Below are 23,978 nucleotides of genomic sequence, written 5' to 3' on the forward strand. Positions count from 1 at the left end.
GGATCAGGCCGCCCCCAGATAGGCTTCGGCAAGGCTGGGGTTTGCCGCCAGTTCTGCAGCAGGCCCCGACAACATCTCGCGCCCCAGTTCCAGCACGATCCCGCGTGCCGCAACTTCCAGCGCCATATGAGTATTCTGCTCGACCAGCAGGATCGAAATGCCGTCGCTGTTCAGCTCCCGGATCAGATCGAACAGCTTTTCCACGAACAGCGGCGACAGGCCCAGCGAGGGTTCGTCCAGCATGATCAGCCGGGGTTTAGAGATCAGCGCGCGGCCCAAAGCCAGCATCTGCTGCTCGCCCCCCGACAGCACAGTCGCCTTCATGTGGCGACGCTCGCCCAGGTTCGGGAACCGCTCGTAAATCGCGGCAAGGTCGCCATGCACGCCGTCGTCGCGCCGCATGTACCCGCCCATCAGCAGGTTTTCCTCAACCGTCATCGACACGAAGATCTGACGGCCTTCGGGCACCAGCGCCATGCCCTTGGCGACCCGCGCGGCGGGCGACAGCGCCGTCATGTCTTCGCCGTCGAAAATGATCTGCCCGCCCTGCGGCTTTCGTGCGCCCTGAAGCGCGCGCAAAAGCGATGTCTTGCCCGCCCCGTTGGCGCCCAGAACGGTGACGACCTCGCCCCGCTCAACCCCGAAGGACACCCCCTGAACCGCCTTGGTGCGCCCGTAGGTGACCTCAAGATCCTTGACTTCAAGCAACATCGCTCGCCTCCGATTTGTCTGAATGGCGCGGGCCAAGGTAGGCCTCCAGCACCAGCGGATCGCGCTGCACGTCCGCCGTCGGCCCGTCATAGATCTTGCGGCCAAAGTTCAGCACAACGGCCCGCGTGCAGAGCGAGCGGACCAGCCCCATGTCATGCTCCACCACCAGCAGCGTCACGCCACTGGCCGAAATCCGGTCGAGGAAGGCCATCAGCTCCTCTGTCTCGGCGCCGTTCAGCCCGGCTGCAGGTTCATCCAGCAGCAGCAAGTTGGGCCGGGCGGCCAGCGCACGCACCAGCTCGATCTTCTTGCGGATCCCGTAGGGAAGGGTCGAGACGTCCTGCCCCGGCACCACCTCGATCCCCATGTCTTCCAGCAGCGCCTCGGCCTCGGCCCGCGCTTGCGAGCGGCCAAAGAACGACAGCGGCGTCAGCAGACCGCCGGGGCGATCGGCGCGCGAATGCTGCCCCAGCATGACGTTCTCCACCACGCCGAGGTGCGGCATCAGGCGGATGTTCTGGAAACTGCGCGCCATGCCAAAGCCGATGCGCTTGCGGCTGGGCGCTGTATCAATCAGCTGCCCACCAAGGCGCACATGCCCCGTATCCTGCCGGTACACGCCCGACAGCAGGTTGAAGATGGTCGTCTTGCCCGCGCCGTTGGGTCCGATCAGCGCCAGCCGTCCGCCCTCTTCAAGCGAGAAGCTGACATCGTCGATCACCTTCAGACCCCCAAAGGAAATCGACAGATTTTCGACGGAAAGAAGAGGTGCGCCACTCATGCCTCGGCCTCCTTCACGGCTGCACTGCGCCGGAACGGATGGCTCAGCCGCTCAACCAGTCGCCGCGTCACCAGCCCTTCGGAGCGGAAGACCATCATCAGCACCGTCACCACGCCCAGCAGCACAAACCGCCAGCTTTCATCGGGGGGATTGACCGTGCCCTCGACCCCAAGCGCCGACATCACGGCCATCTTCAGCTCTGGCAGCAGGCTGCGCAACGCCTCGGGCACCAGCGTGAAGAACGCCGCGCCGACCATCGGCCCCCAGGGCGTCTGCGCCCCGCCCAGCAGGACATACAGCAGCACGTAGATCGAGAGAGAGGCGTTGAAGGTCTGCACCTCGACATAGGTATAGGCGTGGGCATAAAGCCCACCCGACAACCCCGCCAATCCAGCGCCAAGCGCGAACATCGCCACCCGCACCAAGCGGACATCGACGCCCATCAGGTCCGACACGACATCGTCGTCATGCACCGCACGGACGACAAGCCCCAGACGGGTCGACATGATGTAAAAGCAGATCAGCGCCGCAATCACCGCGCCCGCCACCGGCACCGGCCAGTCGATATAATCGGGCACCGGCAGCCCCATCGCACCGCCAAGCGCATCCGAGTTGATGATGATCCCCACCACCACCTCGGCAAAGGCAAAGGTGCCGAGCACCAGATACACCCCCTTCAGCCGCAAAATGGGAAAGGCAAAGGCGAACCCGATCAGCGCCGTCACAAGGATCGACGCCGGGATCGTCACATACAGCGGCATCCCCATCTCGGCCGACAGCCAGGCCGCCGCATAGGCGCCAATCGCCTGAAACCCTGCCCCGCCGAGGTTCAGCTGCCCCGTCGCGACCGCCAGATAGATGCCATAGGCAAAGACCATGTTGATCGACAGGATCGTGATGATCCCAATCCAATAACCGCTCATCACAGCTTCCCCTTGCCAATGGCGTTATGGCCGAACAGCCCCTGCGGCCGCATCAGCAGTGTCACCAGCAGCGCACCCCAGACCGCGACCTGCACCGCATCGGCGCCAAAAAAGTGGATCGTCAGCATCTCGACCAGCCCGACGATGATGCCGCCCGCAACCGCCCCCCAGAGAGAGCCGAGGCCGCCGACAACCATCCCGGCAATCGCCTTGGAGCCGATATCCTCGCCCATCATCGGGCTGACCTCGCCGTAGTTGACCGCGAACAGCGCCCCCGCCAGACCACAGAGCAGCCCCGTCAGCATGAAGACGACCGGCACGATCTTGTTCGGTTCGACCCCGAGGATCGTCGCCGCATCGGGATTTTCCGCAATCGCGCGCAAGCCCCGCCCGATGCGGGTGTGCTTCATCATCCAGACCAGCCCGAGGATCAGCACCATCACGATGACAAAGCTGACCAGCTGCGGAATGCGCACGAAAATGCCGCCGATCTGCGTCGTCAGATCCGACGACGGCCCCGGAAAGCGCTGTGAATCCGACCCGTAGAAGATCCGGATCAGGTTTTCGAGGATCAGCAGAAAGCCCAGCGACGACACCAGCGGAATGGCGTGTTCCGTCGAATCACCGTGGCGGGTGCGCATGTAGCGAAAGGTGAACCGCTCTACCAACAGCGAACACAGGATCGACGCGACCGCTCCGCAGGCCAGCGCAGCCGGCCAGGCGAGCGGACCGCTCAGCCCGAACGGCAGGCCGAAGTAAGCCAGACCCCAGCTCACCATGCCCGCGACCATGAACAGGGTCGGGATCGTGAAGTTCAGGAAATTCAGGATGCTGATCGTCAGCGTGAAGGCCACCGCAACTGTCACATAGACGGACCCCAGCATCAGGCCATTCACGATCTGCTGGACTAGCAACATGGGATGTCCTCCACGTTACTGAAAGTTTCGGTATACATATCACGCTCTCGTTTTCATTTGGACTGGACAAATGTGAACAACAAAAAGGCAGATCGGTCCAGACATTCTGTCACATCTGCCCGTAAGATTTCGGACTCAGCGCGGTATGTTTGCCGTAAAAACAGGCAAAACGCGCCAAAATCAGCAATTTGCGCAGATTTTCCGTCGATTTACACCACAACCGACACGGTCGCGCCCTGTGCATTTCGCAGCACTCCGCCCGCAGCGGCCGCCATTCGTGCATTTTCAGAATTGATTTGTACTGACAATATGTGCACATTTGCTCGCAGAACGACGGCAAGAACATCATCTCGGAAGGAAGCGAATCGCGATGACACACAGCAAAGACGCAAGGTCGCGACGGGTAATCGTTGTCGGTGCAGGCCCGGTCGGCCTCGTTGCCGCCTGTTCCCTGATCGAAGAGGGCATTCCCGTCACGATCATCGAAAAGACCCCGGACCTGCCGGAGGACCTGCGCGCCTCCACCTTCCACCCGCCGACCCTCGACATGCTCGACCGTTTCGGCGTCACCGAAGGGCTGATCGCGCGTGGACTCGTCTGCCCGCACTGGCAGTTCCGCGACCGCGAGGAAGGCGTCGTTGCCACCTATGACCTCGGGATGCTGAAGGACGACACCAACCACCCCTACCGGCTGCAATGCGAACAGTGGAAACTGACCGAGGCCCTGCGCGACCTGCTGGAAGCCAGCGACCTGGCCGAGCTGCTCTACAACCGCCGCGCCACCGCGATCACCCAGGACGACACCAGCGTCACCCTGACGGTCGAACATGACAACGGCAGCATCGAGATGATGACCGCCGATTATGTCATCGCCGCCGATGGCGCCCATTCGGCGCTGCGCAAGGCGCTGGAGATCCCCTTCGAGGGCATGACCATCCCCGAGATCTTCCTGTCGATGTCGACCACTTTCGACTTTGTCGAAGCCATGCCAGACCTCGCCCCCATCGCCTATCTGACCGACCCCAAGGAATGGGCCGTGATGCTGCGCACCCCCAGCCTCTGGCGCGTGCTGCTGCCCACCGACCCCGAGATGACCGAGGCCCAGATCAAGGACCCCGCCCTGATGGAGGCCCGCCTGCAGGCCCTCTGCCCCAAGGACACCCCCTACGAGGTGGTCCACGCGACCGCCTACCGCGTGCACCAGCGCGTCGCGCAAACCTATGTAAAGGGGCGCGCTTTCCTGGCCGGGGACTCGGCGCACCTGAACAACCCGCTGGGTGGGATGGGCATGAACGGCGGCGTGCATGATGCGGTCAACCTGGTCGACAAGCTGGCGCGCGTCTGGCGCGGCGAGGCTTCGCTCGACCTGCTCGACCTCTATGACCAGCAGCGTCGCAAGGCCTGCATCGACACCGTGCAATCGCAGTCGATCCGCAACCGTCGCATGATGGCCGAAACCGACCCCGAGGCCCGCGCCGCCTATCACGACGACATGCGCGCCGTGGTCGCCGACCCCGTGCGGCACCGTCAGTTCATGCTGCAATCGTCGATGATCCAGTCCCTGCGCGACTCCGAAGCGCTCGTCTAATCCACCCGCCTTGAGGACCCACACAATGACCGACAGTCTTGGCTACCGAATGAAGTTTGGCGTGATCGCGCCCTCCACCAACACCTCTGTCCAGCCCGAGTTCGACGACATGCGCCCGGTTGGCGTTACCAACCACTTCTCGCGCATCATCATCCCCGACGATCCGGTCCACTCGGACGAGGATTTCAACGAACTGGTCATGCGGATCCGGGGCGAGACGATGAACGCCATCGACGCCGTCAAGACCTGCTCGCCCGACGCCATGATCATGGGGATGTCGGCCGAAACCTTCTGGGATGGCAAGGACCGCGCCGACAGCCTCAAGGCCGAGGTCGAGGCCCGCGCCGGCATGAACGTCGCCATGGGCTCGGACGCCTGCCAGAACGCGCTGCAGTGCTTCGGTGATATCAAGCGGATCGCCGTCGTCACCCCCTACATGCCGATCGGCGATGAACAGGTGCGCAAGTTCTTTGAGGACTGCGGCTATGAGGTGGTTCAGGTGCTGGGGCTGAAATCCAAAAGCCCGATGCTGATCGCCCATGAGACGGAACAAACCCTGCGCGACGCCATCATCGAGGTGAACGATCCTTCGGTCGAGGCCATCGTGCAGGCGGGCACCAACCTCGCCATGGCCCGCGTCGGCGGCATCGCGGAGTTCTGGCTCGACAAGCCGGTGATCGCGATCAACACCGCGACCTACTGGCACGCGCTGCGCATGAACGGCATTCAGGACAAGGTGCAGGGCTTCGGCTCGCTGCTCAGCCACTACTGACGCCTTCGGTCGGGCGGCCCGCTGCCCGACCCCCTTCCCCTTTTCAGCTAAAGAGACCGCCATGCATTACGACTTCGTGCCCCTCCCCGACCGCAAGCCCCTGATCTGGCCGAATGGCAAGAAGCTGGCGGTGATCCTGACCACCAACCTCGAATACTGGGACCAGGAACGCGACGACCCCGCGCCCTATTACCCCGGCGGCCCCGGCATCGTCGGCGGCACACTGGGCGGCGATGTCTATGACAACCCGAACTGGACATGGCGCGAATACGGCCAGCGCGTCGGCGTCTGGCGCATGTTCGATGTCTTCGCAGCTGAGGGCGTGCCGACCTCCTGCACCATGAACGCCAAGATGGGGTTGGAGCGCCGCGCCGTCGTCGATGCCGCCGTCGCCCGCGGGTACGAGGTGATCCCCCACAACTACGTCCAGTCCGACCTGCTGACCGACTTCGCCAAGGACAAGGAAAAGGAACGCGCCGTCATCCGCGAGACGCTGAAGGTCTACCGCGATGTCGTCGGCAAACCCGCCAAAGGCTGGCTGTCGTCCTCGCTGCGCTCTACCCTCAACACCGCCGATATCCTCGCGGAAGAGGGGCTGACCTTCTTCACCGACCTGCTGAACGACGACCAGCCCTACATGATCCAGACCGAAAGCGGCCGCCCGCTGGTCTCGATTTCCTATACCTCCGAGGTCAACGACTTCACCGTCTTCATGCGTCAGGGCATGGATGTCGACGGCGCCGCGCGGGTGTTTCAGGAACAGTTCGACTGGCTGCGGCAAGAGGCGACAGAGACCGGCTCGGGTCGCTTCATGAACATCGGCCTGCACCCCCATGTGATCGGCCAGCCGTTCCGTATCCGTGCGATCCGTGATTTCATCCGCTATGCCAAGCAATTCGACGACATCTGGTTCGCCACCCGCGAGGAACTGGCCGACTGGTACGCCGAGAACCACGCCTCGCACATCGGATAAGACCGCGCGAAAGGGATCGCATGACGGACAGAGACGCAGATATGGACCACGATGCAGACGCATTGGCCCGGATGAAACCGGCCGATCGTGCCTATCACGTCATCCGCGCCGCGATCCTGACGGGCGAGCTGCGCCCCGGGGCCCACCTCGCCGAAAACCAGCTCGCCGAGATGTGCAACTCCTCGCGCACCCCCGTGCGCGAGGCCCTGCAGCGCCTGACCGCCGAAGGTCTGGCGCTGTCGGAACGGCGCAGCCGCTTCGTTGCAAACTTCTCGTATGAGGAAGTCTCGGTCGTGTTCGAACTGCGCGCCCGGATCGAGGCCTATCTCGCCCGCCTCGCCGCGCTGCACGTCACGCCCGACGAAATCCGCCAGATGGAGGCGCTGATCCTGCGCATGGATGACGTCGCCAATCAGGACCCCGCCGCCTTTCACGACCTCAACACCCAGTTTCACGATGCGATCCTGCGGGCCACCCGCTCGGCGCAGCTGCGCTCGGTCACGCGGCAGGTCTTTGCCCTGCCCCTCGTCACGATCAAGCGCGCCTACTGCGATCAACCCATTGATCCCGCACGCTCAAACGCCCAGCACCGCGATATCCTCGCCGCCTTCCGCAACCGCGACGAAGCCTGGGCCGAATCCGCGATGATGAGCCATATCCTGTCCGCCAAGCCGACCCGCCCGGCAGGCACCTCCCCCGAAGAGGCGCGCGTGCGCGCCCTCGCCAATGGCCTCGCACCCAATCCGCACGGCGGATTTTTCGGAGACCCGTCATGACCAGAGCCCTCACCGGCAAGACCATCCTCATCACCGGCGCCTCGCGCGGGTTGGGCCGCGAAATGGCGCTGGAACTGGCGCAGGCCGGGGCGCAGCTGGTCCTGATCGGGCGCAGCGACAGCCCCGCCCTGCGCGCGGTTCAGGCCGAGGCGCAGGCCCTCGGCGCCGAGGCCATCGCGCTGGCCTGCGACGTCGCCGACAAAGACCAGTGCCAGGCCACGATCAAAGCCGCGCTGGACCGTTTTGGCCGCCTCGATGCCCTGATCAACAATGCCGGGATCGGGATGCGCGCCATTTCCGAGACGTTCAACACCACCCCCACCAAATTCTGGGAGGCCGACCCCGCCGCATGGGCCGCGATCGTCAGTGCCAACGTCAACGGCCCGTTCTACATGGCCCGCTTTGCCGCCCCGCACATGGTCGCGCAGGGCGCGGGCAAGATCATCAACATCTCGACCTCGGATCAGACCATGGTGCGGCGCGGCTACGCGCCCTACGGCCCCTCGAAAGCCGCGCTTGAGGCCGCCTCCCGCGTCTGGGCGCAGGATCTCGACGGCACCGGCGTCACCGTCAACGTCTACCTGCCCGGCGGCGCCGCCGACACCGATCTGCTGCCGCCCTCGCCCGACAAGAAGGGGGCCGACGGCAACCTGCTGGAGGCCGCGATCATGCGCCGCGCCATCGTCTGGCTCTGCTCTGATGCCTCCGACGGTGTCACCGGCGCCCGCTTCATCGCCCGCCTCTGGAACCCCGACCTGCCGGACGCCGAGGCCGCCGCCGCCGCCCGCAGCCCCTCCGTCGACAAACCGGGCATCATGTGATGGTCGCCCTCGGCCCCCATGCCACGCTGGAGCGCGTGATTGACCTCGACCCCTTCCGCCTGCCGCTGGACTTCCTCTTTCCCGACGCCCGCCTCGACGCGCTGGAGGGCGCGCGCGACTGGCTCGCCCCGCATCACATCGACTTTGACCGGGCCGAGGTGCTGCTCGGCGTGCAAAGCCACCTGCTGCGGATCAATGGCCGCATTATCCTGATCGACAGCTGCGTCGGCGAACACAAATCCCGCCCCAGCCGGGCCGACTGGCACATGCGCGCAGGCACAGGCTATCTTGCCCGCCTCGCCGCGCATGGCGTGACGCCCGCCGATGTCGATGTCGTCTTCTGCACCCACCTGCACGCCGATCACATCGGCTGGAACACCCGGCTGGAGGATGGCCGCTGGGTGCCGACCTTCCCCAACGCCCGCTACCTGATCGGCAAGGCCGAGCTGGCGCACTGGCTGACACACGCCGCCGCCAATCACGGCGCCTTCAACGACAGCGTCGCGCCCCTGCTGGACGCCGGTTGCGTCGATACAGTCGAGGATGGCGCGGATCTCGGCGGGCACATGCACCTTGAGGCCCGCCTCAGCGTCACCGACCTGCCCGGCCACTCGCCCGGCCAGACCGGCCTGATCCTGCAGAGCCCCGGCACCCGCGCGATCTTCTGCGGCGATGCAATCCACAGCCCGGCGCAGCTGGTGCGCCCCGACTGGTCGTCGCAGTTCTGCCACGATCCCCTGCAGGCCGCCCGCACCCGCCAGCACCTGCTGGCCGAGGCGCATGACACCGACAGCCTCCTGATCCCCGCGCATCTGCGCGACGCCATCGCCTTTCGCGCCCGCCCGAAACAGTCAGGCGGCAGGGAGATCTGGGAGCCGCAATGGCTTCAGGACTGACCTCGGTTGCGCTTGATCCGCATCTTGTAGCTCAGCTGCTCTGCCGGGTGCCAGTTGCACGAGGTGATCAGAACGCCCTCGGACGTGCGATACCTGCGCAACAATTGCAGCGCGATCGCCCCCGGTGTCAGCCCAAGCTGACGCTGCGCGGCCTCCGGCATCGGCGCGGCGCTGATCTCCTGCTCGCACTCATCGATCGGCACGACCGAGTTGCTCTCCAACAGGTTGAAAAACGGCCCCTTATAGTCCTGAAACTGCGGCACCAGATGGGCAAAGGCCTGCGGAACATAGCTTTGGATATAGGCCATCGGGCGGCCCCCCGGCCGGGTCCAGCGCACACCGTCCACCCGGGTCCAGACCTCACCGACCTTGCCGCCAACGACCCCGGCCAGCTCCTTGTCCAGAGCAATCACCTCACTGCCCAGCACGACATAATAGGTCTCCACCGCGACCTGAAACAGCTCCTGCAGGCTATCGAACGTCTGGCTGTAATGCACCTGCGGCTGAGTCGAGATGACACGCGTGCCAAGCCCCTGACGACGCTCGACAAATCCACTGTCCGTCAGGTTGCGCAAGGCCTCGCGGACGGTGAATCGGGAGGTGTCGAATTCCGCCGAAAGCTCCACCTCGGTCGGCATCAGCGACCCGATCGGATAGGTCCCGTCCCGCAAGCGCGCCTCCAGAATCCGCTGGATTCGCGCATAGCGCGGCCCCACGCCGTCATCCTTCTGTGTTGGCTTATCGGACAAATCTTCGGACATCAGCGCCTCGTCAATGCAAAGTGTTACACGACCCGTACAACCTACAGGCGTCTTGTTCAAATGGGATCATATAGGGCAGACTGCAAACATTTCCCGGCCTATCCCGCAACAGGCAGCTTAAAAGATATGGACATTTAAGTCATCGCATGAAATCTTTGATCGTACAAAGGGTGTTCTGCATCCCAATTTCACCGGAAATAACATCATGTCTGCGCCTCTGGCCACGTCCCCTCGCCCCACACGCCGCGCCTCTTCCTATAGCACCCGTGCCCGCCTTGGCCTGATCACGCCGCCCACCAATACGGTGAACGAAGCGGAATGGGCGCGCATGATGCCCGCGGGTGTCACCTATCACAGTCACAGGATGCGCCTGCACGCCGATACCACGAGCGAGGCCGGGCTGAAAACACTCCACGACGATCTCGACGCCGCCATCGCCATGCTGAGCGCCGCCGATGTCGATGTCGTCGCCTATGCCTGCACCGCAGGCTCCATGGTGACGCCCGCCGCTTCGATCCCCGAGGCCCTCACTGCGCGCAACCACCTGCCCGTCGTCACCACCGCCGCCGCCATCATCGACGCGCTCACGGCCCTCGGCGTGACCCGGATCAGCGTCGCGACGCCCTACCACGACGCCCTGAATGATCACGAGGTCCACTTCCTCGCCGATCACGGGGTTGAGGCGCTGTCGATCTCCGGCCTCGGCCTTGGTGCCAACGGCCCCTCCGAATACCCCCTGATCGCGCAGACCTCCTTGGCCGATGTCGCCGCCCATGCCCGCGCCAGTGTGGTGCCCGGCGCGCAGGCGCTGCTGATCTCCTGCACCGATTTCCCCACCCTGCCGATCATCCCGGCGCTGGAGGCGGAGCTGGGCATCCCCGTCCTCTCCTCCAACACCGCGACGCTGTTTGCCGCCCTCCGCGCGGCGGGCCTCGCCCACGAACCCATTCCCGGCGCCGGCCGCCTGCTGTCCGGCACGCTGTAATCAGGAGAGTACCCCATGGCCAATCCCATCCTCCGTCAGAAACTGACTGCGGGCGACTTCATCCTCGCCCCCGGTGTCTTTGACCTGATCTCGACCCTGATCGCGGACCGCGCCGGGTTTCCCGCGCTTTATGTCACCGGCTACGGCACCGTCGCCTCGCACCTCGGGCTGCCGGACGCGGGCCTTGCCACCTATACCGAGATGCTGGGCCGCATTGCCCAGATGGTGAAGCGCGCCGACACCCCGATCATTGCCGATGCCGACACCGGCTATGGCGGCTTGCTGAACGTGCGCCACACCGTGCAGGGGTATGAAGACGCCGGCGTCACCGCCATCCAGATCGAGGATCAGGAGTTCCCCAAGAAATGCGGCCACACCCCCGGCCGCCGCGTCATCGCGATGCAGGACATGGTCCGCAAGGTCGAGGTTGCCGTCGACAGCCGCCGGTCCGATGATTTTCTCATCATCGCCCGCACCGACGCCCGCACCACGCTTGGGCTGGACGAGGCGATCCGTCGTGGCAAGGCCTATGCCGCCGCCGGGGCCGACATCGTCTTCATCGAAAGCCCCGAGAGCCCCGACGAGATGCGCCGCATCGCCGAGGAGATCGACCGCCCCCTCATGGCCAACATGGTCGAAGGGGGCCGCACCCCGATCCTGACCGCCGACGCGCTGAAGGATCTCGGCTATGCCATCGCGATCCACCCCGCCACCGGCTTCCTCGCCATGGGCGCCGCGCTGACCGCCGCCTATGCCGACCTGCGCGACAATGGCGAGACGACCGAGGCGATCCCGATGCATTCCTTCGCCGATTTCAACAGCCTTGTCGGCTTCGAGGATGTCTGGGCGTTCGAGCGCCGTTTCCCCGAAACAGACTGACCGGATACCGCCCCGATACCGACTGGATACCGACGTGATGAATGACGACCTCAGTGACAACTACGCCCGTGCCTATGGTGGCACCGCAGGCTTCGGCGCGCGACCCGCTCTGGTGCTGGTGGACTTCGCCGAAGGCTATTTCGACCCCGATTGCCCGCTCTATGGCGACGAGGGGTGCCGCACCGCCCTTGCCTCGGCCCTGCGCATCCGCGAGGCGGCCCATGCCGCAGGCCTCCCAGTGATCCTAACCGAGGTCAGCTACCCTGACGACAGCGGTGTCACGGGGGGGCGCTTCTGGCAAAAAGCCAAGCCTTTGCAAGCCTTTGTGAAGGGCCGCAGCACCGCAGCCTTTGCCGCCGGACTGGTGCCGCGCGACGATGAAGTCATCGTCACCAAGCACTACCCTTCGGCATTTTTCGGCACATCCCTCGCGCCGATGCTGACCGCCATGGGCGTCGACAACGTCATCCTGACGGGCCTGACGACCTCCGGCTGCATCCGCGCCAGCTGCGTCGACGCGATGAGCCATGGCTTCATCACCACCGTCGTCTCGGACGCCTGCGGCGATCGCCACCCCGGCCCTCACGAGGCTAACCTGTTCGATATGAACGCAAAATACGCCGACGTGGTGTCCGAGGAAACCATCCTCGCGCATATCTCGACGCTTCCGAAACGCGGTAACTGAGCCCGGAAAGGCCAAGACATGGCAACTGAAGACACCCCCAAGACCATCGCGGTCCTCGGCGGCGCCGGTGGCATCGGCCGCACTCTGGTCGCCAGCTTGCAGGACCGGGGCCATACGGTGACCGTCCTCGACCTACCCGTGTCGCTAAAGACCCATGACATCAACGGCATAGCCATCGATGCCGCTGACGAAGCCGCCGTCACCCGCGCCATGGCCGAGCTGTCCGAGCGGCACCCGGATGGCATCGACGGCTTCGTCAACCTCGCCGGCTGGAACTCCGACATCCAGCCGCTGAGCGAAACGCCCGCCTCCTATTTCGATGATGTCATCCAGGGCAACCTGCGCTCCACCTTCCTCGCCACCAAGGCCGTGGCGCCGCTGATCACTGACGGAGGCGCAATTGTTCTGTGTTCCTCGGGGCTTGGCCAGTTCATCCGCCCCGGCTTCGGCCCCTATGCGGCCTCAAAGGCCGGTGTCATTGCCCTGACCAAGACCTTCGCGCTGGAGCTTGCGCCGCGTCTGCGCGTCAACGCCGTCGGTCCCGCCGTGGTCGATACCGCCTTCCTGCGCGGCGGCACCGGGCGCTCGGATGAAAGTGCCGACAACGTGCTGGATATCGAACGTCACAAGGCGATGACGCCCCTTGGCCGCGTCGCCCAACCCGAAGATGTCGCTGGCCCGATCCGCTTTCTGCTTGGCCCCGACGCCAGTTTCATGACAGGTCAGGTGCTCTGGATCAACGGCGGCGCCTACATGCCCTGAGGGCGCATAGCCGCTTGCCCTGCCCCTTGACCCGTTCCGCCGCGAGATCCTGTGACCCTACAAATTGATATGACGCCCGCGACATCGCGGCACAGCCCCTCACGCCGGGCCATGGCAAAGCGCCTGTCGATCTGGCTGGCGCTTGTGCTGATGTCGGCGCTGCTGGCCATCGCGCTTGAGCTGGTGCATCTGCCCGCCGCCCTGCTGCTGGGGCCGATGATCGCCGCGATCATCCTCGCCTCGTCCGGGCTGACGTCGCCCGTGCCGCCCATGCCCGCCATGGTCATCCCGCGCCCGGTGTTCGGGGTTGCGCAGGCGGCCATCGGCGCGATGATCGCCACGACGATCCCCCCCGAAACCCTGCGCGATATAGGGGAGAACTGGCCGGTTTTTCTGTTCGGCGTTATCTCGGTGATCGTGGTGTCCACCACACTTGGCTACCTGCTGGCGATCCGACAGGTGCTGCCCGGGGCCACTGCCATCTGGGGGTCCACGCCCGGCGCGGCACAAGCCATGGTGTTCATGGCCGAGGCGCACGGCTCTGACATGCGCCTTGTCGCCGTCATGCAGTACCTTCGGGTCGGTCTTGTCGCGGCAGGTGCCTCGCTTGTTGCGCGCTTCTGGGTCGGCGTGCCCGACGTCGCACCAGAGCCGATCCTGTGGTTTCCTCCGCTGGAGATCGGCTTTCTGCACACCCTCGGCCTGATGGCCCTCGGCGTCGCCGTCAGCCGCATCATCCGCATACCGGCCGGCGAGTTTCTGGTGCCCCTTCTGGTTGGCGCCGTCGCTCAGGGCATGGGGCTGATCCACCCCATGGTGCCGCCGTGGTTTCTGGTCATCGCCTTTGCGCTCTGCGGCTGGATGATCGGCCTGCGTTTCACCCGTGAAATCCTTGTCCACGCCTGGAAGGCGCTGCCGCGTCTGGTCATGTCGATCCTGCTGCTGATGGCCCTCTGTGGCGCGCTGGCAGCGCTGATCTCATGGACCCTCGGGGTCGATCCGCTGACCGCCTACCTCGCCACCAGTCCGGGGGGCGCGGATTCCGTAGCGGTGATCGCGGCCTCCAGCGACGTCGACATGGCATTCGTGATGTCGATGCAGACGCTGCGCTTTGTCCTCGTCCTCATCTCGGGGCCCATCGTGTCACGCTGGTTCGCGCGGCGTCTGGCCGCCCGGACCGCCGCCGCCTAGAAGCTGGCGGGCCGGCACCACAGGCCGGCTCATCCGATTTTCCCCCTTGCCCGGCAACGGTCGCCACCATAAGACGGGCACGCTTCGGTCCGACCAGCCTGCTGTTCGGATAATAGGGAATGTGGTGCGGGTTTGCCCCCAAGGCCACGACTGCCCCCGCAACTGTAAGTGGTGAGCGAAGCCGGAACATGTCACTGTCGCCCTGCGCGATGGGAAGACCCGGCCCAGCATTGACCCGCAAGTCAGGAGACCTGCCGAAGCCGATCACCCAGTTGCCGTGCGGGGCGCGCGTGTGACGGCGGACTGTCCGCAGAGGTGGCACTTGCACCGTCTGCGGCAGGGCTTCCCCCTCCAACGACATGATCGGACGTGCCGGACCCCCGGCAATTTTAGGAGACGGGACATGAACACCCCCCGCCTTGCGGTACTTCGTGCCGCGACAGCCATGACCACCCTTGCCCTCTGCGGCATCGCCCAGGTCGCCAGCGCACAGGACGCCCTCGACCTCGATGCGATCACCGTCACCGCCAACCGGGGCGAGGCGACGGACCTCACGCGCACAGGCTCCTCGGTCGCGGTGATCACGCAGGAGGATCTGAAAAACAGCGGCACCACGCGGCTGGCGGATTACCTGACCACCCTTCCCGGCCTCAGCCTCAGCGGCAATGGCGGCCTCGGCACCTCGACCAACCTGCGCATTCGTGGCGCAGATGGGCGCTATATCGGCGTCTATATCGATGGTATCGACGTCAATGACCCGGCCTCGACGCAGGTCAGCTTCGACTTCGGCTCGCTGACCACCCAAGGCATCAGCCGCATCGAGATCCTGAAGGGCGCGCAATCCGCGCTCTATGGCGCCGATGCGATTGCCGGTGTCGTCAACATCACCACCAATCAGGCCACCAAGCCCGGCCTGAGCCAAGGCTATGCCGCCGAATACGGCAGCTACAACACCGCGAAACTGGCCTATAACCTCAGCTATCTCGGCGCCCGCGGCAGCTTTGCGGCTACCCTGTCGCATGTCCGCACCGACGGGTTTTCCGTCGCCGATGAGAACGACGGCAACACCGAAGCCGACGGGCACGAGGCCACCCGCCTCAGCTTTTCCGGCGATTATGAGCTGACAGAGACAGTGACCATCGGTGGTGCGGCCTTCTGGGCGACGGCGGAAACCGAGGTCGACGAATACTCCGGCGGGCCGACCGATGGGCTGATCCCCGATGACATGTCCGACCGGGATCAGGTGGGCCTGCGTGCCTTTGCCCGGATCGATGCCGGTGCCATCCGCCATGAATTTTCGGCGCAATACTACCAGATCGACCGGCGCTTCTCGGGCACCAAGAAAGGCGTCCCCTATTCAGATCCGTCCAAAGGCCAGCGCTGGAGCCTTGCCTATCAGGGCCAGACGGAGCTTTCGGTGGCGACGCTGACCTTTGGTGCAGATGCCACCCGCGAAGCCTTCAGGAACACCGGAGACGACGGCCGCAACGACATCTTCGGTCTCTGGGCACAATCCGACTGGCACCTTGGCGACCAGCTTGAGATGGTCACGGTCCTGCGCCACGACGACCATTCGACCTTCGGCGGCAAGACCACGGGCCGCGTCTCGCTCGGCTGGCTGCCACAGCCCGATCTGACCCTGCGCGCTGCCATCGGCACCGGCTTTCGCGCCCCCTCGCCCTATGAGCTCTATTCCAGCACCTACGGCAACCCGGACCTGAGCCCCGAGACCTCGACCAGTTACGAACTGGGCGTCGAGAAACGCTTGGGCGAAAGCCGGCTCAATGCCACCCTGTTCCGGACCGAGATCACCGACCTGATCGCCTATGACAGGACCACCTCGGCCTATGACCAGACCACCGGGACCAGCTGGATGCAAGGCGTCGAACTCTCTGCCGAGACGCCCCTGACCGAGCGTATCGGCCTGACCGCTGCCTACACCTGGACCGACAGTCAGGAGGCCGGGACCGGCAAACGTCTGGCGCGCGTGCCCCTGCATGACATCGCCCTTGGCCTGACCGCCGAAGTGACCCCCGATCTGACCAGCGCGCTGACCCTGCGCCATGTCGCGGGCGTCACCGAAAAGACCGGCGATATGCCAGACTACACGACCGTCGACCTCAGCCTGCGCTACGCCCTGTCCACCCAAACCGAGGTCTACCTGCGCGTCGAGAACCTGTTCGACGAAGAGTACCAGACCTCGCTCGGCTACGGCACCTCGGACCGCGCGGCCTACTTCGGCGTGCGGAGCAACTTCTGATGTGGCGGCGCGCGCTTGGCCTCTTCCTGATGATCGCGGCCCCAGCTGCGGCGCAGGAGTCGCCGGCGCGCGTCGTCTCGATGAACTTGTGTACCGACCAGATGGCGATGCTGCTGGCCGCCCCCGGTCAGTTGCTCTCGGTGTCGTCTCTGGCGCGGGATGCCCAAAGCTCGGCCATGGCGGAGCAGGCCAAAGCCTATCCGATCAACCATGGTCTGGCCGAGGAAATCTGGCTGCTGAAGCCCGATCTGGTGATCGCAGGCACCTTCACCTCGCGCGCCTCGGTCGACATGCTAAAGCGGCTCGGGGTGCAGGTGCTGACGGTGCCCCCGGCCTATTCCCTCGCCGATGTCACAGACCGCCTGCGTCTGATCGGGGAGGCCTTGGGGCGCAGCGCGACCGCCAATGCGGTGATTGCCGATTTCGAGGCCCGGCTGAGCACCTTGCGCGCCCGCACCGGCCGCCGCCCCTCTGCCGCGCTCTACTATGCCAACGGCTATACCACCGGCAATCAGACGCTGGCGGGCGAGATCCTGTTGACTGCGGGCTTTTCCAACATTGCGGGCGACGGCGGCGGCGGGCGCATGTCGCTTGAGGAACTGGCCATGGCCCAGCCCGAGGCGCTGATCACTGGCCAGCCCTATCCCGGGGCCTCGCGCTCCGAGGAGATCCTCGATCATCCGGTCGTGCGCCAGATCCGTGCCGCGCAGGCCTCGCGCTCGGTCACCGACAGTGACTGGCTCTGCGGCACACCTTTCGTGCTACAGGCCATCGAACAGCTCTCACGTCTGCGACAGGATATCGAATGACCAAGGCCCTCGCCCTTCTGTTTGCACTGGTCCTCGTTCTGGCCATCGGCTCGCTTTCCATCGGCCCCGCGAACCTGCCCTTTGCCGACAGCATTCGGGCGTTGCTGGCGGGCGGCGACGGCCCCCTGACGCTGGTGATGCGAGAGATCCGCCTGCCCCGGATGCTGCTGGCCGTGATGATCGGCGGCACGCTGGGGCTGGCCGGGGCGGCGATGCAGGGATACCTGCGCAACCCGCTGGCCGAGCCGGGCCTGCTGGGCGTCTCGGGCTGTGCGGCCCTCGGCGCGGTGCTCGCGATCCAGACCGGCCTCTCGGCGGCTTTCTCACTGGCGTTGCCGTTGTCGGCGCTCGCAGGCGCGGTGATCGCCGTGCTGATCCTGCTGGTGCTGACAGGCCCGAGGGGCGAGACGCTGACCCTGATCCTCGGTGGGATTGCCATCTCGGCCATTGCCGGGGCGCTGACCTCTCTCGTGCTGAACCTGTCGCCGAACCCCTTCGCGGCGAACGAGATCATCTTCTGGATGATGGGCTCCCTCGCGGATCGTTCGATGCTGCACGTCTGGCTGGCGATGCCCTTCATGATTGTCGGACTGGCGCTGCTGGCAGGTGTCGGACGCGGGCTGGACGCGCTGACCTTGGGCGAGGATGCCGCCGCCGCCATGGGCTTTGATCTGCGGATGCTGCGCCTGCGCATCGTGCTGGGCACTGCCTGCGTCGTTGGCGCTGGCACCGCCGTGGCAGGCTCCATCGGGTTCATCGGGCTGGTGGTGCCGCATCTGCTGCGCGGCACGGTCGGTGGCCGCCCCGGCCCCTTGCTCTGGGTATCGGCTTTGGGCGGCGCGGCGATGCTGCTGAGCGCCGATATCGCTGTGCGCCTGATCGCGCCGGGGCGGGATCTTAAGCTCGGCGTCCTGACGGCCCTTGTTGGCGCGCCCTTCTTTCTGCACCTCGTCTGGCGCAGCCGGAGGCAACGCGCATGACTTTGCTGCAGCTTGAAAACCTGTCTGTCACCCTGCGTAATCGCAGGGTGCTCTCCGATGTCAGCGTCAGCGTTGCGGCGGGCGAGGTCGTCGGCCTGATCGGGCGCAACGGTGTCGGCAAGACCACCCTGATGCGCGCCGCCCTCGGGCTGATCCCGGCGTCCGGGCACAGCTCCCTCGCCGCGATGACACCTAACGCCCGCGCCAAGGCCGTCGCCTGGATGCCGCAAACGCGCGAGATCGCCTGGCCCGTCTCAGTCGAAGACCTCGTGGCGCTTGGCCGCCTGCCCCATGACGACCGCGCCCGAGGCCCGGTTGAGGCCGCGCTGCGCCATATGGCCCTGGAACCCCTGCGCAACCGCCGCGCCACCAACCTGTCGGGCGGCGAACAGGCCCGCGCCCTGATCGCCCGCGCTCTGGCACAGGAAACCCCGCTGCTGATGGCGGATGAGCCGATAGCGGGTCTGGATCCAGAACATCAGATCGCGACGATGGAGGTCTTTGCCGATATCGCCGCCGCAGGCCGCGGTGTGATGCTGACCCTGCACGACATCGCTCTGGCGGCACGTCACTGCACGCGCCTGATCGTCCTGTCGGAAAATAGCGTGCTGGCAGACGGAGCGCCCTCCGACGTTCTGACCGAAGGCACCCTCGCCCGCGCCTTCAGCATCACCGCCTATCACGCCCAGAGCGACGACGGCCCGGTTTTCCAGCCACTGCGCCGCGTCACATGAGCCTCGCCAGTTGCTGCAAGCGACGGCATCCGTCTTGGTGCTGAGCGCAGCCCTGCCCATCACCTCCGCACGACAGCAAGGAAACGCTTGCAAGCGGCGCGTCTCAGCGCCATTCAGGGCGTCGTGAAGCATTCATCAGATCAGGCCACCATGTCATTGACCACCCTCGGCTGGTCGGCGTTTTTCGACACCCAGCTCGCCCCGGAAGAGGCTGCTCTGGTGCCCATGCGCATCGCAACCGTTCATCGCAGCAGGCTGACGGCGGAATCCGTCGACGGCCCGTCGCGGCTGACCCTGGCCCCCAACGTCAACACCACGGATTTCGCCGTCGGTGACTGGGTGCTGGTCGAGGCCGAGACCCAGCTGCTGGTGCGCCGCCTCGACAGGCAGGCCCTGCTGCAACGTCATACCGAGGGCGGCCGGTCTCCCCAGTTGATCGCCGCCAATATCGACACGCTGTTCATCGTCACCTCCTGCAATGACGACTTCAATCCGGCCCGGCTGGAACGCTATCTGGCACTGGCGAACGAGGCTGGGACCAACCCCGTGATCGTTCTGACCAAGATCGACAAGATCGACGATGTCACGCCCTTCGTCGAACAGGCCGCTGCGCTGCAGGCCGGTCTGGTCGTCGTCACACTGAACGCAAAAGCCCCCGAAGCGACGCTGACGCTGAAGCCCTGGTGCGGGCCGGGTCAGACGGTTGCGCTTGTCGGCTCCTCCGGCGTGGGCAAATCGACGCTTCTGAACACGCTGAGCGGCAAGACGGACGAGGACGCTCAGGCGACCGGCAGCATTCGCGCGACCGACGACAAGGGGCGCCACACCACGACCTCACGCTCGCTGCATGCGATCGAGGGCGGCGGCTGGGTGATCGACACACCGGGGATGCGCACGCTGCACGTCAGTGACCTGTCGACCGGTCTGGATGTGCTGTTTGCCGAGATTGTCGCGCTGGCCCCCGACTGCCGCTTCCGCGACTGCACCCATGCACATGAGCCGGGATGCGCGGTTCAGGCCGCAATTGCCGCTGGTACGCTGGACGCTGCCCGCCTCGATCGCTGGCGCAAACTGCACGAGGAAAACACCGCCAATACAGTGGTGCAGACCGGGCCGCGCGGCAACAAGATCCAGAAGCCACGCGGCAAACGACGCTGAGTTCAGGTTACTCTTCCTCGCAGTAGCTGCGCGGCGTTCCGTCGTCGCGCATGAACATCACGCAAGGCCCGGACGAGTTGCGCGGATCGTAGGAAAAGCCACGCTCGTTCATCGCAGCAAAGATGTCGCGCACCCCCGCCAGCCCGTAGAGGTGGTCGTGCAGCTCAAGAAAAACCCGCTCGATCCCGTCGAGCGAGGCGGCGCCCAGCAGCTCACGCTCAGCGCCTTCGATATCCATCACCAGCACGTTGATGCCCTGCGCGCCGATAAAGCTGTCGACGTTTTGAGAGCCGATCTCGATCACATCCTCAAACGGCCCCTGACTTTCGATCATCGAGGACATCCAGAAATCGCGCCGAACGTAGAAGGAATACTGCTCCGGCGCGCCCGCCGTCAGAAGCCCCTGACGAAAGGTGACATTCTCAATTCCGTTCGCCGCCGCGACCCGCTCGGCCAAAGCCACGGTGTGCGGATTGGCATCAAAGGACCAGATCGTGACCTGAGGAGTCTGCGCCATCACCGCCGTGATCACACCAATGCCCGAGCCAAGCTCCAGCACCCGGTCGCCGGACCGCAGCAGCCGCTGGACCTGACGGGCCTCCTTGGCTTCGTACTTGCCGCTCTCAAGCGCGTGCCAGATGATCGGCGATACGTCCTGAGCGGTGATCGGCAGGCGAATACCGTGAATAATCATGCCAATGTCTGCTGCAGTGTCCATTAAACCCTCAAAATTGGTCAGTTCTTTTGCCGTCTTTAAATTGGAAACCCCCGGACAACATTCCAATTCGGGGACCTGCGGCGCTGCCTGCCCCATGGATATTGAGCCGCTGCAAATGGGTCAACCCCGCCCCTGCGAATGACCCGCAATCCTGTGGAACTGAGGTTTCATGGGCGCAGGCAAGCCCCTAGGAGGCACGCAGGAAACCAAGTTGCGACGCCGCGACGGGCCGCGCAAAAAGAAACCCTTGGGTGACAATACCACCCATGCGGCGGATGCTCTGATGCTGCGCCTCGGTTTCGATACCTTCAACAATCACCGTCTTGCCCAGATGCATGCCGACATCGATGACAAGCTTGACCAGCGCTTCGGCCTCAGGGCTGACGGCGATGTCACGCACGAAGGCCTTGTCGAGCTTGATCGTGTCAAAGGGGATGTCGCGCAGCACCGCCAGTGACGAATAGCCGGTGCCGAAGTCATCAATCGCGATCGTCACACCAAGCGCACGCAGGTCGTCGAGGATATGCACCACCCCGTTGCGATCGTTCAGAACCACGGTCTCGGTGATCTCAAGCTCAAGCCGCGCCGGGTCCAGGCCCGTCTCTTTCAGCACGTCCATGACTGTTTCCACGATCCGCGGCGCCTGCAGCTGGATCGGCGACAGATTGACGGCGATCTTGACAGGCTTGACCCATGTCGTCGCCTCGCGACAGGCGCGCCTCAGGATCAGCTCCCCCAGCTCGACAATCACGCCAAGCTCTTCGGCAATCGGAATAAACGCAGCCGGTGAAATCTGTCCACGGGTGGGATGGTTCCAGCGCACCAGCGCTTCGACGCCGTGCACGGCAAGCGTCGTCACCTCTATCTGTGTCTGATAGACCAGCTCGAACTGATCGCGCTCTACGGCCAGCCGCAGGTCGTGTTCCAGCTCCTGGCGGTCATCAAACTCGGCCTGCATATAGTCTTCAAACAGGCAGATCCGCTCCTGCGCGGACGCCTTGGCACGGTAGAGGCCGATGTCCGCCCGCTTGAACAGCATCTGCGCGTCGTCACATTTGGGCTGATCCGCATTGGCCAGACCGACCGAGCAGCCGATAGTCACTTCACGGTTGAAAATCTTGTAAGGCAGCGCAATCCAGGATGCGAGGCCCCGGGCGAATGTCAGTGTCTCGTCAATCGTCTTGCCGATCAGCAGACAGGCAAATTCATCTCCGCCCAGACGGCAGAACATATGTGCCTCGGTTCCAAACTTCAGCATCCGCGCACTGACCTGATCCAGCAGCATGTCGCCCAGATCATGCCCCATCGTATCATTGACGCTTTTGAAATCGTCGAGGTCGAGAAGCAGCAAGGTCACGCTGGAGCCGACGGGCTGCGAGGTTTTCAGGGCAGTTTCCAGCTCCTCCCAGAACAGCACCCGGTTCGGCAGCTTGGTCAGCGAGTCGTAATGTGCCAGATATTCAAGCCGCCGGTTCTTATCGCGCAACTCCTGCCCTGCCGCGCTCAGACTGTTGTTGAGCGTTTCGGTCTTTTTCTGCGCCTGCTTGAGCAGCCGGTTATGGCGGAACACCAGAATGACCAGCAGCACAAAACAGAGGATCAGAAAGGCCACGACCAGACTGTAGACCAGATGCAGATTTTCCAGCGCCTCGAGGTTATCCTCGATCTCTTCCCAGCTCTTTTGTACGCTTTGAGCCGACAGATGAGTCAGCGGACCATTGAGTTCGCTCATCCGCTTCACGATGTCGATGACCTGATCGCGGTCCATCGTTTCGAGGTTCTGGTCGAGTTCATTTACCAGACTGACAAGCTCTGAGATGGTCTGCTGGCGAAACGCGATCGCCTCAAGGAAGACCTTCAGCGTCCCTTCCCTGAACGAAACCAGGCGGCTGATGAAGATATCAAGGCGCAGTCGCACATCCTCGACCGGCGTGTCGTCCGACTCGATGGCATAGATCGCAAGCTTCGCTTCAAGGCGCATGAATTCGGAAACGGTCTGGCTGATCGCCCAGGTGTCGTTGTGATGGGTCACATCACGCAGTACAGATTGTCTCTGCGACACAGTGCTCGACATATAGACCGTCGCGCCGATGAACATGCAGATCAGAACACCCAGAAGACGGGTCACTTGGACACCTATCTGACGATCAGTCGCGTCACTTGCCAAGCCGAACGGGCATAGTAGGCCTGGTTCTGAAAGGTCGGACTGCTGTCGAAGGGGTAAATCAGGAAGATCGGGCCTTTGTCACGAACTTCCAGGTCCTGACCATCAATTTTCGTAGCAAGAATCATGCCCGTTTCCTGGGCATCAGACATTGGAACCTCAGTTTCATAGTCGTTGAGAGCGACAGCATCTATGGTGGTGCCCTCTGCACCGACCAGGTCCATGATCACCTTCATCGGCACGCCTTCAAAGGTCTTAAGCTCATCGTACCAGGGTGTGTTGGTCGCGATTTTGACCATACCAATATCTTCGAGCATCTTCCGGTCGAACTTGGCGGTATCACCATCATTTGTATTGGAAATATTGCCAGAAACCGTAAGAATCACGTCTCCTGTCGGCGTTGCAAGAGGCTCAGCAACACTGGCGTTTGCGATGAAAACGCCTGCAAGCAAGACAGCGAGTGAGGGCAGTATTTTCATGGCAGCCTTCTGTATTCTGAGTTTTCGCCGACGGTCAATATGCATGTAACCCTATATATACGGCGCTCATTCGCATTAAGTCCATTAACAAATAAGCTGGACAAAAATACGCAGCTTGTCCAGACCACGTCGTTCGCACCATATTAATCGCTAAAGAGTCCGGTAAAATCGCACATGGTGTCTGACGTTGACACCCCTGCCTGCACACATCGCAGGCCTCACCACAAGGCAACAGAACACTGCGCCAGACTTTGA

24 protein-coding genes and 1 riboswitch are annotated in these 23,978 nt (G+C 64.1%); of the genes, 16 read left to right on the forward strand and 8 right to left on the reverse strand.

Translation table 11 applies throughout. The features are described 5' to 3' along the window. Positions 1 to 3: 3 nt before the first annotated feature. From F3W81_RS11530 to F3W81_RS11545, 4 genes are read right to left on the reverse strand one after another with little or no spacing between them, the layout of a single operon-like run. Complete coding sequence (locus F3W81_RS11530) at positions 4 to 711, reverse strand: ABC transporter ATP-binding protein (protein WP_193079307.1); 708 nt, start codon at positions 709 to 711, stop codon at positions 4 to 6. Then, positions 701 to 1,492: an ABC transporter ATP-binding protein gene (locus F3W81_RS11535; protein ID WP_193079308.1), complete on the reverse strand. Its 792-nt coding sequence runs from the start codon at positions 1,490 to 1,492 to the stop codon at positions 701 to 703. The genes F3W81_RS11530 and F3W81_RS11535 overlap by 11 nt, the downstream gene beginning before the upstream one ends. Further along, the gene (locus F3W81_RS11540; RefSeq protein ID WP_193079309.1) at positions 1,489 to 2,415 is read right to left on the reverse strand and encodes a branched-chain amino acid ABC transporter permease; all 927 of its coding nucleotides are present in this window, start codon (positions 2,413 to 2,415) and stop codon (positions 1,489 to 1,491) included. Before F3W81_RS11540 ends, F3W81_RS11535 begins: the two co-directional genes overlap by 4 nt. After that, a complete protein-coding gene (locus tag F3W81_RS11545; RefSeq protein WP_193079310.1) occupies positions 2,415 to 3,332 on the reverse strand; it encodes a branched-chain amino acid ABC transporter permease in 918 nt (305 codons plus the stop codon). Before F3W81_RS11545 ends, F3W81_RS11540 begins: the two co-directional genes overlap by 1 nt. 370 nt (positions 3,333 to 3,702) lie before the next feature. Between F3W81_RS11545 and F3W81_RS11550 the strand changes: the two genes are divergently transcribed. The 6 genes from F3W81_RS11550 to F3W81_RS11575 all read left to right on the forward strand — a co-directional run bounded on the left by F3W81_RS11550 (position 3,703) and on the right by F3W81_RS11575 (position 9,158). Next, positions 3,703 to 4,920, forward strand: a complete 1,218-nt coding sequence (locus F3W81_RS11550; protein ID WP_193079311.1) for an FAD-dependent oxidoreductase — start codon at positions 3,703 to 3,705, stop codon at positions 4,918 to 4,920. 25 nt (positions 4,921 to 4,945) lie between these two features. After that, positions 4,946 to 5,692: a maleate cis-trans isomerase family protein gene (locus F3W81_RS11555; protein ID WP_193079312.1), complete on the forward strand. Its 747-nt coding sequence runs from the start codon at positions 4,946 to 4,948 to the stop codon at positions 5,690 to 5,692. Positions 5,693 to 5,753: 61 nt separating this feature from the next. Continuing rightward, positions 5,754 to 6,665 (forward strand): polysaccharide deacetylase family protein, encoded by a 912-nt coding sequence (locus F3W81_RS11560; protein WP_193079313.1) that lies wholly within the window; start codon positions 5,754 to 5,756, stop codon positions 6,663 to 6,665. Between the two features lie 41 nt (positions 6,666 to 6,706). Further along, on the forward strand, positions 6,707 to 7,441 hold the full coding sequence (locus F3W81_RS11565) for a GntR family transcriptional regulator (protein WP_226941658.1): 735 nt from the start codon (positions 6,707 to 6,709) through the stop codon (positions 7,439 to 7,441). Continuing rightward, entirely contained in the window at positions 7,438 to 8,262 is an 825-nt protein-coding gene (locus F3W81_RS11570) for an SDR family NAD(P)-dependent oxidoreductase (RefSeq protein ID WP_193079315.1), read from the forward strand. The genes F3W81_RS11565 and F3W81_RS11570 overlap by 4 nt, the downstream gene beginning before the upstream one ends. After that, positions 8,262 to 9,158 carry an MBL fold metallo-hydrolase gene (locus F3W81_RS11575; RefSeq protein WP_193079316.1) on the forward strand — a complete coding sequence of 299 codons (897 nt, stop codon included), beginning with the start codon at positions 8,262 to 8,264 and terminating at the stop codon, positions 9,156 to 9,158. Before F3W81_RS11570 ends, F3W81_RS11575 begins: the two co-directional genes overlap by 1 nt. On the opposite strand, the gene F3W81_RS11580 is transcribed toward F3W81_RS11575, so the two are convergent. Continuing rightward, on the reverse strand, positions 9,149 to 9,919 hold the full coding sequence (locus F3W81_RS11580; RefSeq protein WP_193079317.1) for a GntR family transcriptional regulator: 771 nt from the start codon (positions 9,917 to 9,919) through the stop codon (positions 9,149 to 9,151). The two genes, F3W81_RS11575 and F3W81_RS11580, sit on opposite strands and share 10 nt — an antisense overlap. Before the next feature lie 205 nt (positions 9,920 to 10,124). On the opposite strand from F3W81_RS11580, the gene F3W81_RS11585 reads away from it, so the two are divergent. From F3W81_RS11585 to rsgA, 10 genes are all read left to right on the forward strand, one after another. Then, on the forward strand, positions 10,125 to 10,904 hold the full coding sequence (locus F3W81_RS11585; protein ID WP_193079318.1) for a maleate cis-trans isomerase family protein: 780 nt from the start codon (positions 10,125 to 10,127) through the stop codon (positions 10,902 to 10,904). A 15-nt stretch (positions 10,905 to 10,919) separates the two neighbouring features. Beyond that, complete coding sequence (locus F3W81_RS11590; RefSeq protein WP_193079319.1) at positions 10,920 to 11,783, forward strand: isocitrate lyase/PEP mutase family protein; 864 nt, start codon at positions 10,920 to 10,922, stop codon at positions 11,781 to 11,783. A gap of 37 nt (positions 11,784 to 11,820) precedes the next feature. Further along, on the forward strand, positions 11,821 to 12,468 hold the full coding sequence (locus F3W81_RS11595; protein WP_193079320.1) for an isochorismatase family protein: 648 nt from the start codon (positions 11,821 to 11,823) through the stop codon (positions 12,466 to 12,468). Positions 12,469 to 12,486: 18 nt separating this feature from the next. Continuing rightward, a complete protein-coding gene (locus F3W81_RS11600) occupies positions 12,487 to 13,230 on the forward strand; it encodes an SDR family NAD(P)-dependent oxidoreductase (RefSeq protein ID WP_193079321.1) in 744 nt (247 codons plus the stop codon). Positions 13,231 to 13,341: 111 nt separating this feature from the next. Then, positions 13,342 to 14,421: an AbrB family transcriptional regulator gene (locus tag F3W81_RS11605; RefSeq protein WP_193079322.1), complete on the forward strand. Its 1,080-nt coding sequence runs from the start codon at positions 13,342 to 13,344 to the stop codon at positions 14,419 to 14,421. Positions 14,422 to 14,489: 68 nt separating this feature from the next. Next, a riboswitch (cobalamin riboswitch) is annotated at positions 14,490 to 14,694 on the forward strand. 130 nt (positions 14,695 to 14,824) lie between these two features. Further along, on the forward strand, positions 14,825 to 16,681 hold the full coding sequence (locus tag F3W81_RS11610) for a TonB-dependent receptor plug domain-containing protein (RefSeq protein WP_193079323.1): 1,857 nt from the start codon (positions 14,825 to 14,827) through the stop codon (positions 16,679 to 16,681). After that, positions 16,681 to 17,490 carry an ABC transporter substrate-binding protein gene (locus F3W81_RS11615; RefSeq protein WP_193079324.1) on the forward strand — a complete coding sequence of 270 codons (810 nt, stop codon included), beginning with the start codon at positions 16,681 to 16,683 and terminating at the stop codon, positions 17,488 to 17,490. Before F3W81_RS11610 ends, F3W81_RS11615 begins: the two co-directional genes overlap by 1 nt. Continuing rightward, entirely contained in the window at positions 17,487 to 18,470 is a 984-nt protein-coding gene (locus F3W81_RS11620; RefSeq protein ID WP_193079325.1) for a FecCD family ABC transporter permease, read from the forward strand. Before F3W81_RS11615 ends, F3W81_RS11620 begins: the two co-directional genes overlap by 4 nt. Continuing rightward, positions 18,467 to 19,204 carry an ABC transporter ATP-binding protein gene (locus F3W81_RS11625; RefSeq protein WP_193079326.1) on the forward strand — a complete coding sequence of 246 codons (738 nt, stop codon included), beginning with the start codon at positions 18,467 to 18,469 and terminating at the stop codon, positions 19,202 to 19,204. The genes F3W81_RS11620 and F3W81_RS11625 overlap by 4 nt, the downstream gene beginning before the upstream one ends. Positions 19,205 to 19,354: 150 nt before the next feature. After that, the gene (rsgA, locus tag F3W81_RS11630) at positions 19,355 to 20,362 is read left to right on the forward strand and encodes a ribosome small subunit-dependent GTPase A (protein WP_193079327.1); all 1,008 of its coding nucleotides are present in this window, start codon (positions 19,355 to 19,357) and stop codon (positions 20,360 to 20,362) included. A gap of 7 nt (positions 20,363 to 20,369) precedes the next feature. Here the strand turns inward: rsgA and F3W81_RS11635 are convergent, their stop codons facing one another. From F3W81_RS11635 to F3W81_RS11645, 3 genes are all read right to left on the reverse strand, one after another. Continuing rightward, positions 20,370 to 21,080 (reverse strand): FkbM family methyltransferase, encoded by a 711-nt coding sequence (locus F3W81_RS11635; RefSeq protein WP_193079328.1) that lies wholly within the window; start codon positions 21,078 to 21,080, stop codon positions 20,370 to 20,372. 187 nt (positions 21,081 to 21,267) lie between these two features. Next, on the reverse strand, positions 21,268 to 23,208 hold the full coding sequence (locus tag F3W81_RS11640) for a putative bifunctional diguanylate cyclase/phosphodiesterase (protein WP_193079329.1): 1,941 nt from the start codon (positions 23,206 to 23,208) through the stop codon (positions 21,268 to 21,270). Positions 23,209 to 23,216: 8 nt separating this feature from the next. After that, on the reverse strand, positions 23,217 to 23,723 hold the full coding sequence (locus F3W81_RS11645; protein ID WP_193079330.1) for a molybdopterin-dependent oxidoreductase: 507 nt from the start codon (positions 23,721 to 23,723) through the stop codon (positions 23,217 to 23,219). Between the last annotated feature and the right edge of the window lie 255 nt (positions 23,724 to 23,978).

Origin of the sequence: Pseudooceanicola spongiae (genome assembly GCF_014899185.1) — a bacterium.
Lineage (GTDB): Bacteria > Pseudomonadota > Alphaproteobacteria > Rhodobacterales > Rhodobacteraceae > Pseudooceanicola > Pseudooceanicola spongiae.

Coding starts and splice junctions, on each gene's coding strand:
- F3W81_RS11530 (WP_193079307.1), bottom strand. CDS start 711: ATGTTGCTTGAAGTCAAGGATCTTGAGGTCACCTACGGGCGCACCAAG.
- F3W81_RS11535 (WP_193079308.1), bottom strand. CDS start 1,492: ATGAGTGGCGCACCTCTTCTTTCCGTCGAAAATCTGTCGATTTCCTTT.
- F3W81_RS11540 (WP_193079309.1), bottom strand. CDS start 2,415: ATGAGCGGTTATTGGATTGGGATCATCACGATCCTGTCGATCAACATG.
- F3W81_RS11545 (WP_193079310.1), bottom strand. CDS start 3,332: ATGTTGCTAGTCCAGCAGATCGTGAATGGCCTGATGCTGGGGTCCGTC.
- F3W81_RS11550 (WP_193079311.1), top strand. CDS start 3,703: ATGACACACAGCAAAGACGCAAGGTCGCGACGGGTAATCGTTGTCGGT.
- F3W81_RS11555 (WP_193079312.1), top strand. CDS start 4,946: ATGACCGACAGTCTTGGCTACCGAATGAAGTTTGGCGTGATCGCGCCC.
- F3W81_RS11560 (WP_193079313.1), top strand. CDS start 5,754: ATGCATTACGACTTCGTGCCCCTCCCCGACCGCAAGCCCCTGATCTGG.
- F3W81_RS11565 (WP_226941658.1), top strand. CDS start 6,707: ATGGACCACGATGCAGACGCATTGGCCCGGATGAAACCGGCCGATCGT.
- F3W81_RS11570 (WP_193079315.1), top strand. CDS start 7,438: ATGACCAGAGCCCTCACCGGCAAGACCATCCTCATCACCGGCGCCTCG.
- F3W81_RS11575 (WP_193079316.1), top strand. CDS start 8,262: ATGGTCGCCCTCGGCCCCCATGCCACGCTGGAGCGCGTGATTGACCTC.
- F3W81_RS11580 (WP_193079317.1), bottom strand. CDS start 9,919: ATGTCCGAAGATTTGTCCGATAAGCCAACACAGAAGGATGACGGCGTG.
- F3W81_RS11585 (WP_193079318.1), top strand. CDS start 10,125: ATGTCTGCGCCTCTGGCCACGTCCCCTCGCCCCACACGCCGCGCCTCT.
- F3W81_RS11590 (WP_193079319.1), top strand. CDS start 10,920: ATGGCCAATCCCATCCTCCGTCAGAAACTGACTGCGGGCGACTTCATC.
- F3W81_RS11595 (WP_193079320.1), top strand. CDS start 11,821: ATGAATGACGACCTCAGTGACAACTACGCCCGTGCCTATGGTGGCACC.
- F3W81_RS11600 (WP_193079321.1), top strand. CDS start 12,487: ATGGCAACTGAAGACACCCCCAAGACCATCGCGGTCCTCGGCGGCGCC.
- F3W81_RS11605 (WP_193079322.1), top strand. CDS start 13,342: ATGGCAAAGCGCCTGTCGATCTGGCTGGCGCTTGTGCTGATGTCGGCG.
- F3W81_RS11610 (WP_193079323.1), top strand. CDS start 14,825: ATGAACACCCCCCGCCTTGCGGTACTTCGTGCCGCGACAGCCATGACC.
- F3W81_RS11615 (WP_193079324.1), top strand. CDS start 16,681: ATGTGGCGGCGCGCGCTTGGCCTCTTCCTGATGATCGCGGCCCCAGCT.
- F3W81_RS11620 (WP_193079325.1), top strand. CDS start 17,487: ATGACCAAGGCCCTCGCCCTTCTGTTTGCACTGGTCCTCGTTCTGGCC.
- F3W81_RS11625 (WP_193079326.1), top strand. CDS start 18,467: ATGACTTTGCTGCAGCTTGAAAACCTGTCTGTCACCCTGCGTAATCGC.
- rsgA (WP_193079327.1), top strand. CDS start 19,355: ATGTCATTGACCACCCTCGGCTGGTCGGCGTTTTTCGACACCCAGCTC.
- F3W81_RS11635 (WP_193079328.1), bottom strand. CDS start 21,080: ATGGACACTGCAGCAGACATTGGCATGATTATTCACGGTATTCGCCTG.
- F3W81_RS11645 (WP_193079330.1), bottom strand. CDS start 23,723: ATGAAAATACTGCCCTCACTCGCTGTCTTGCTTGCAGGCGTTTTCATC.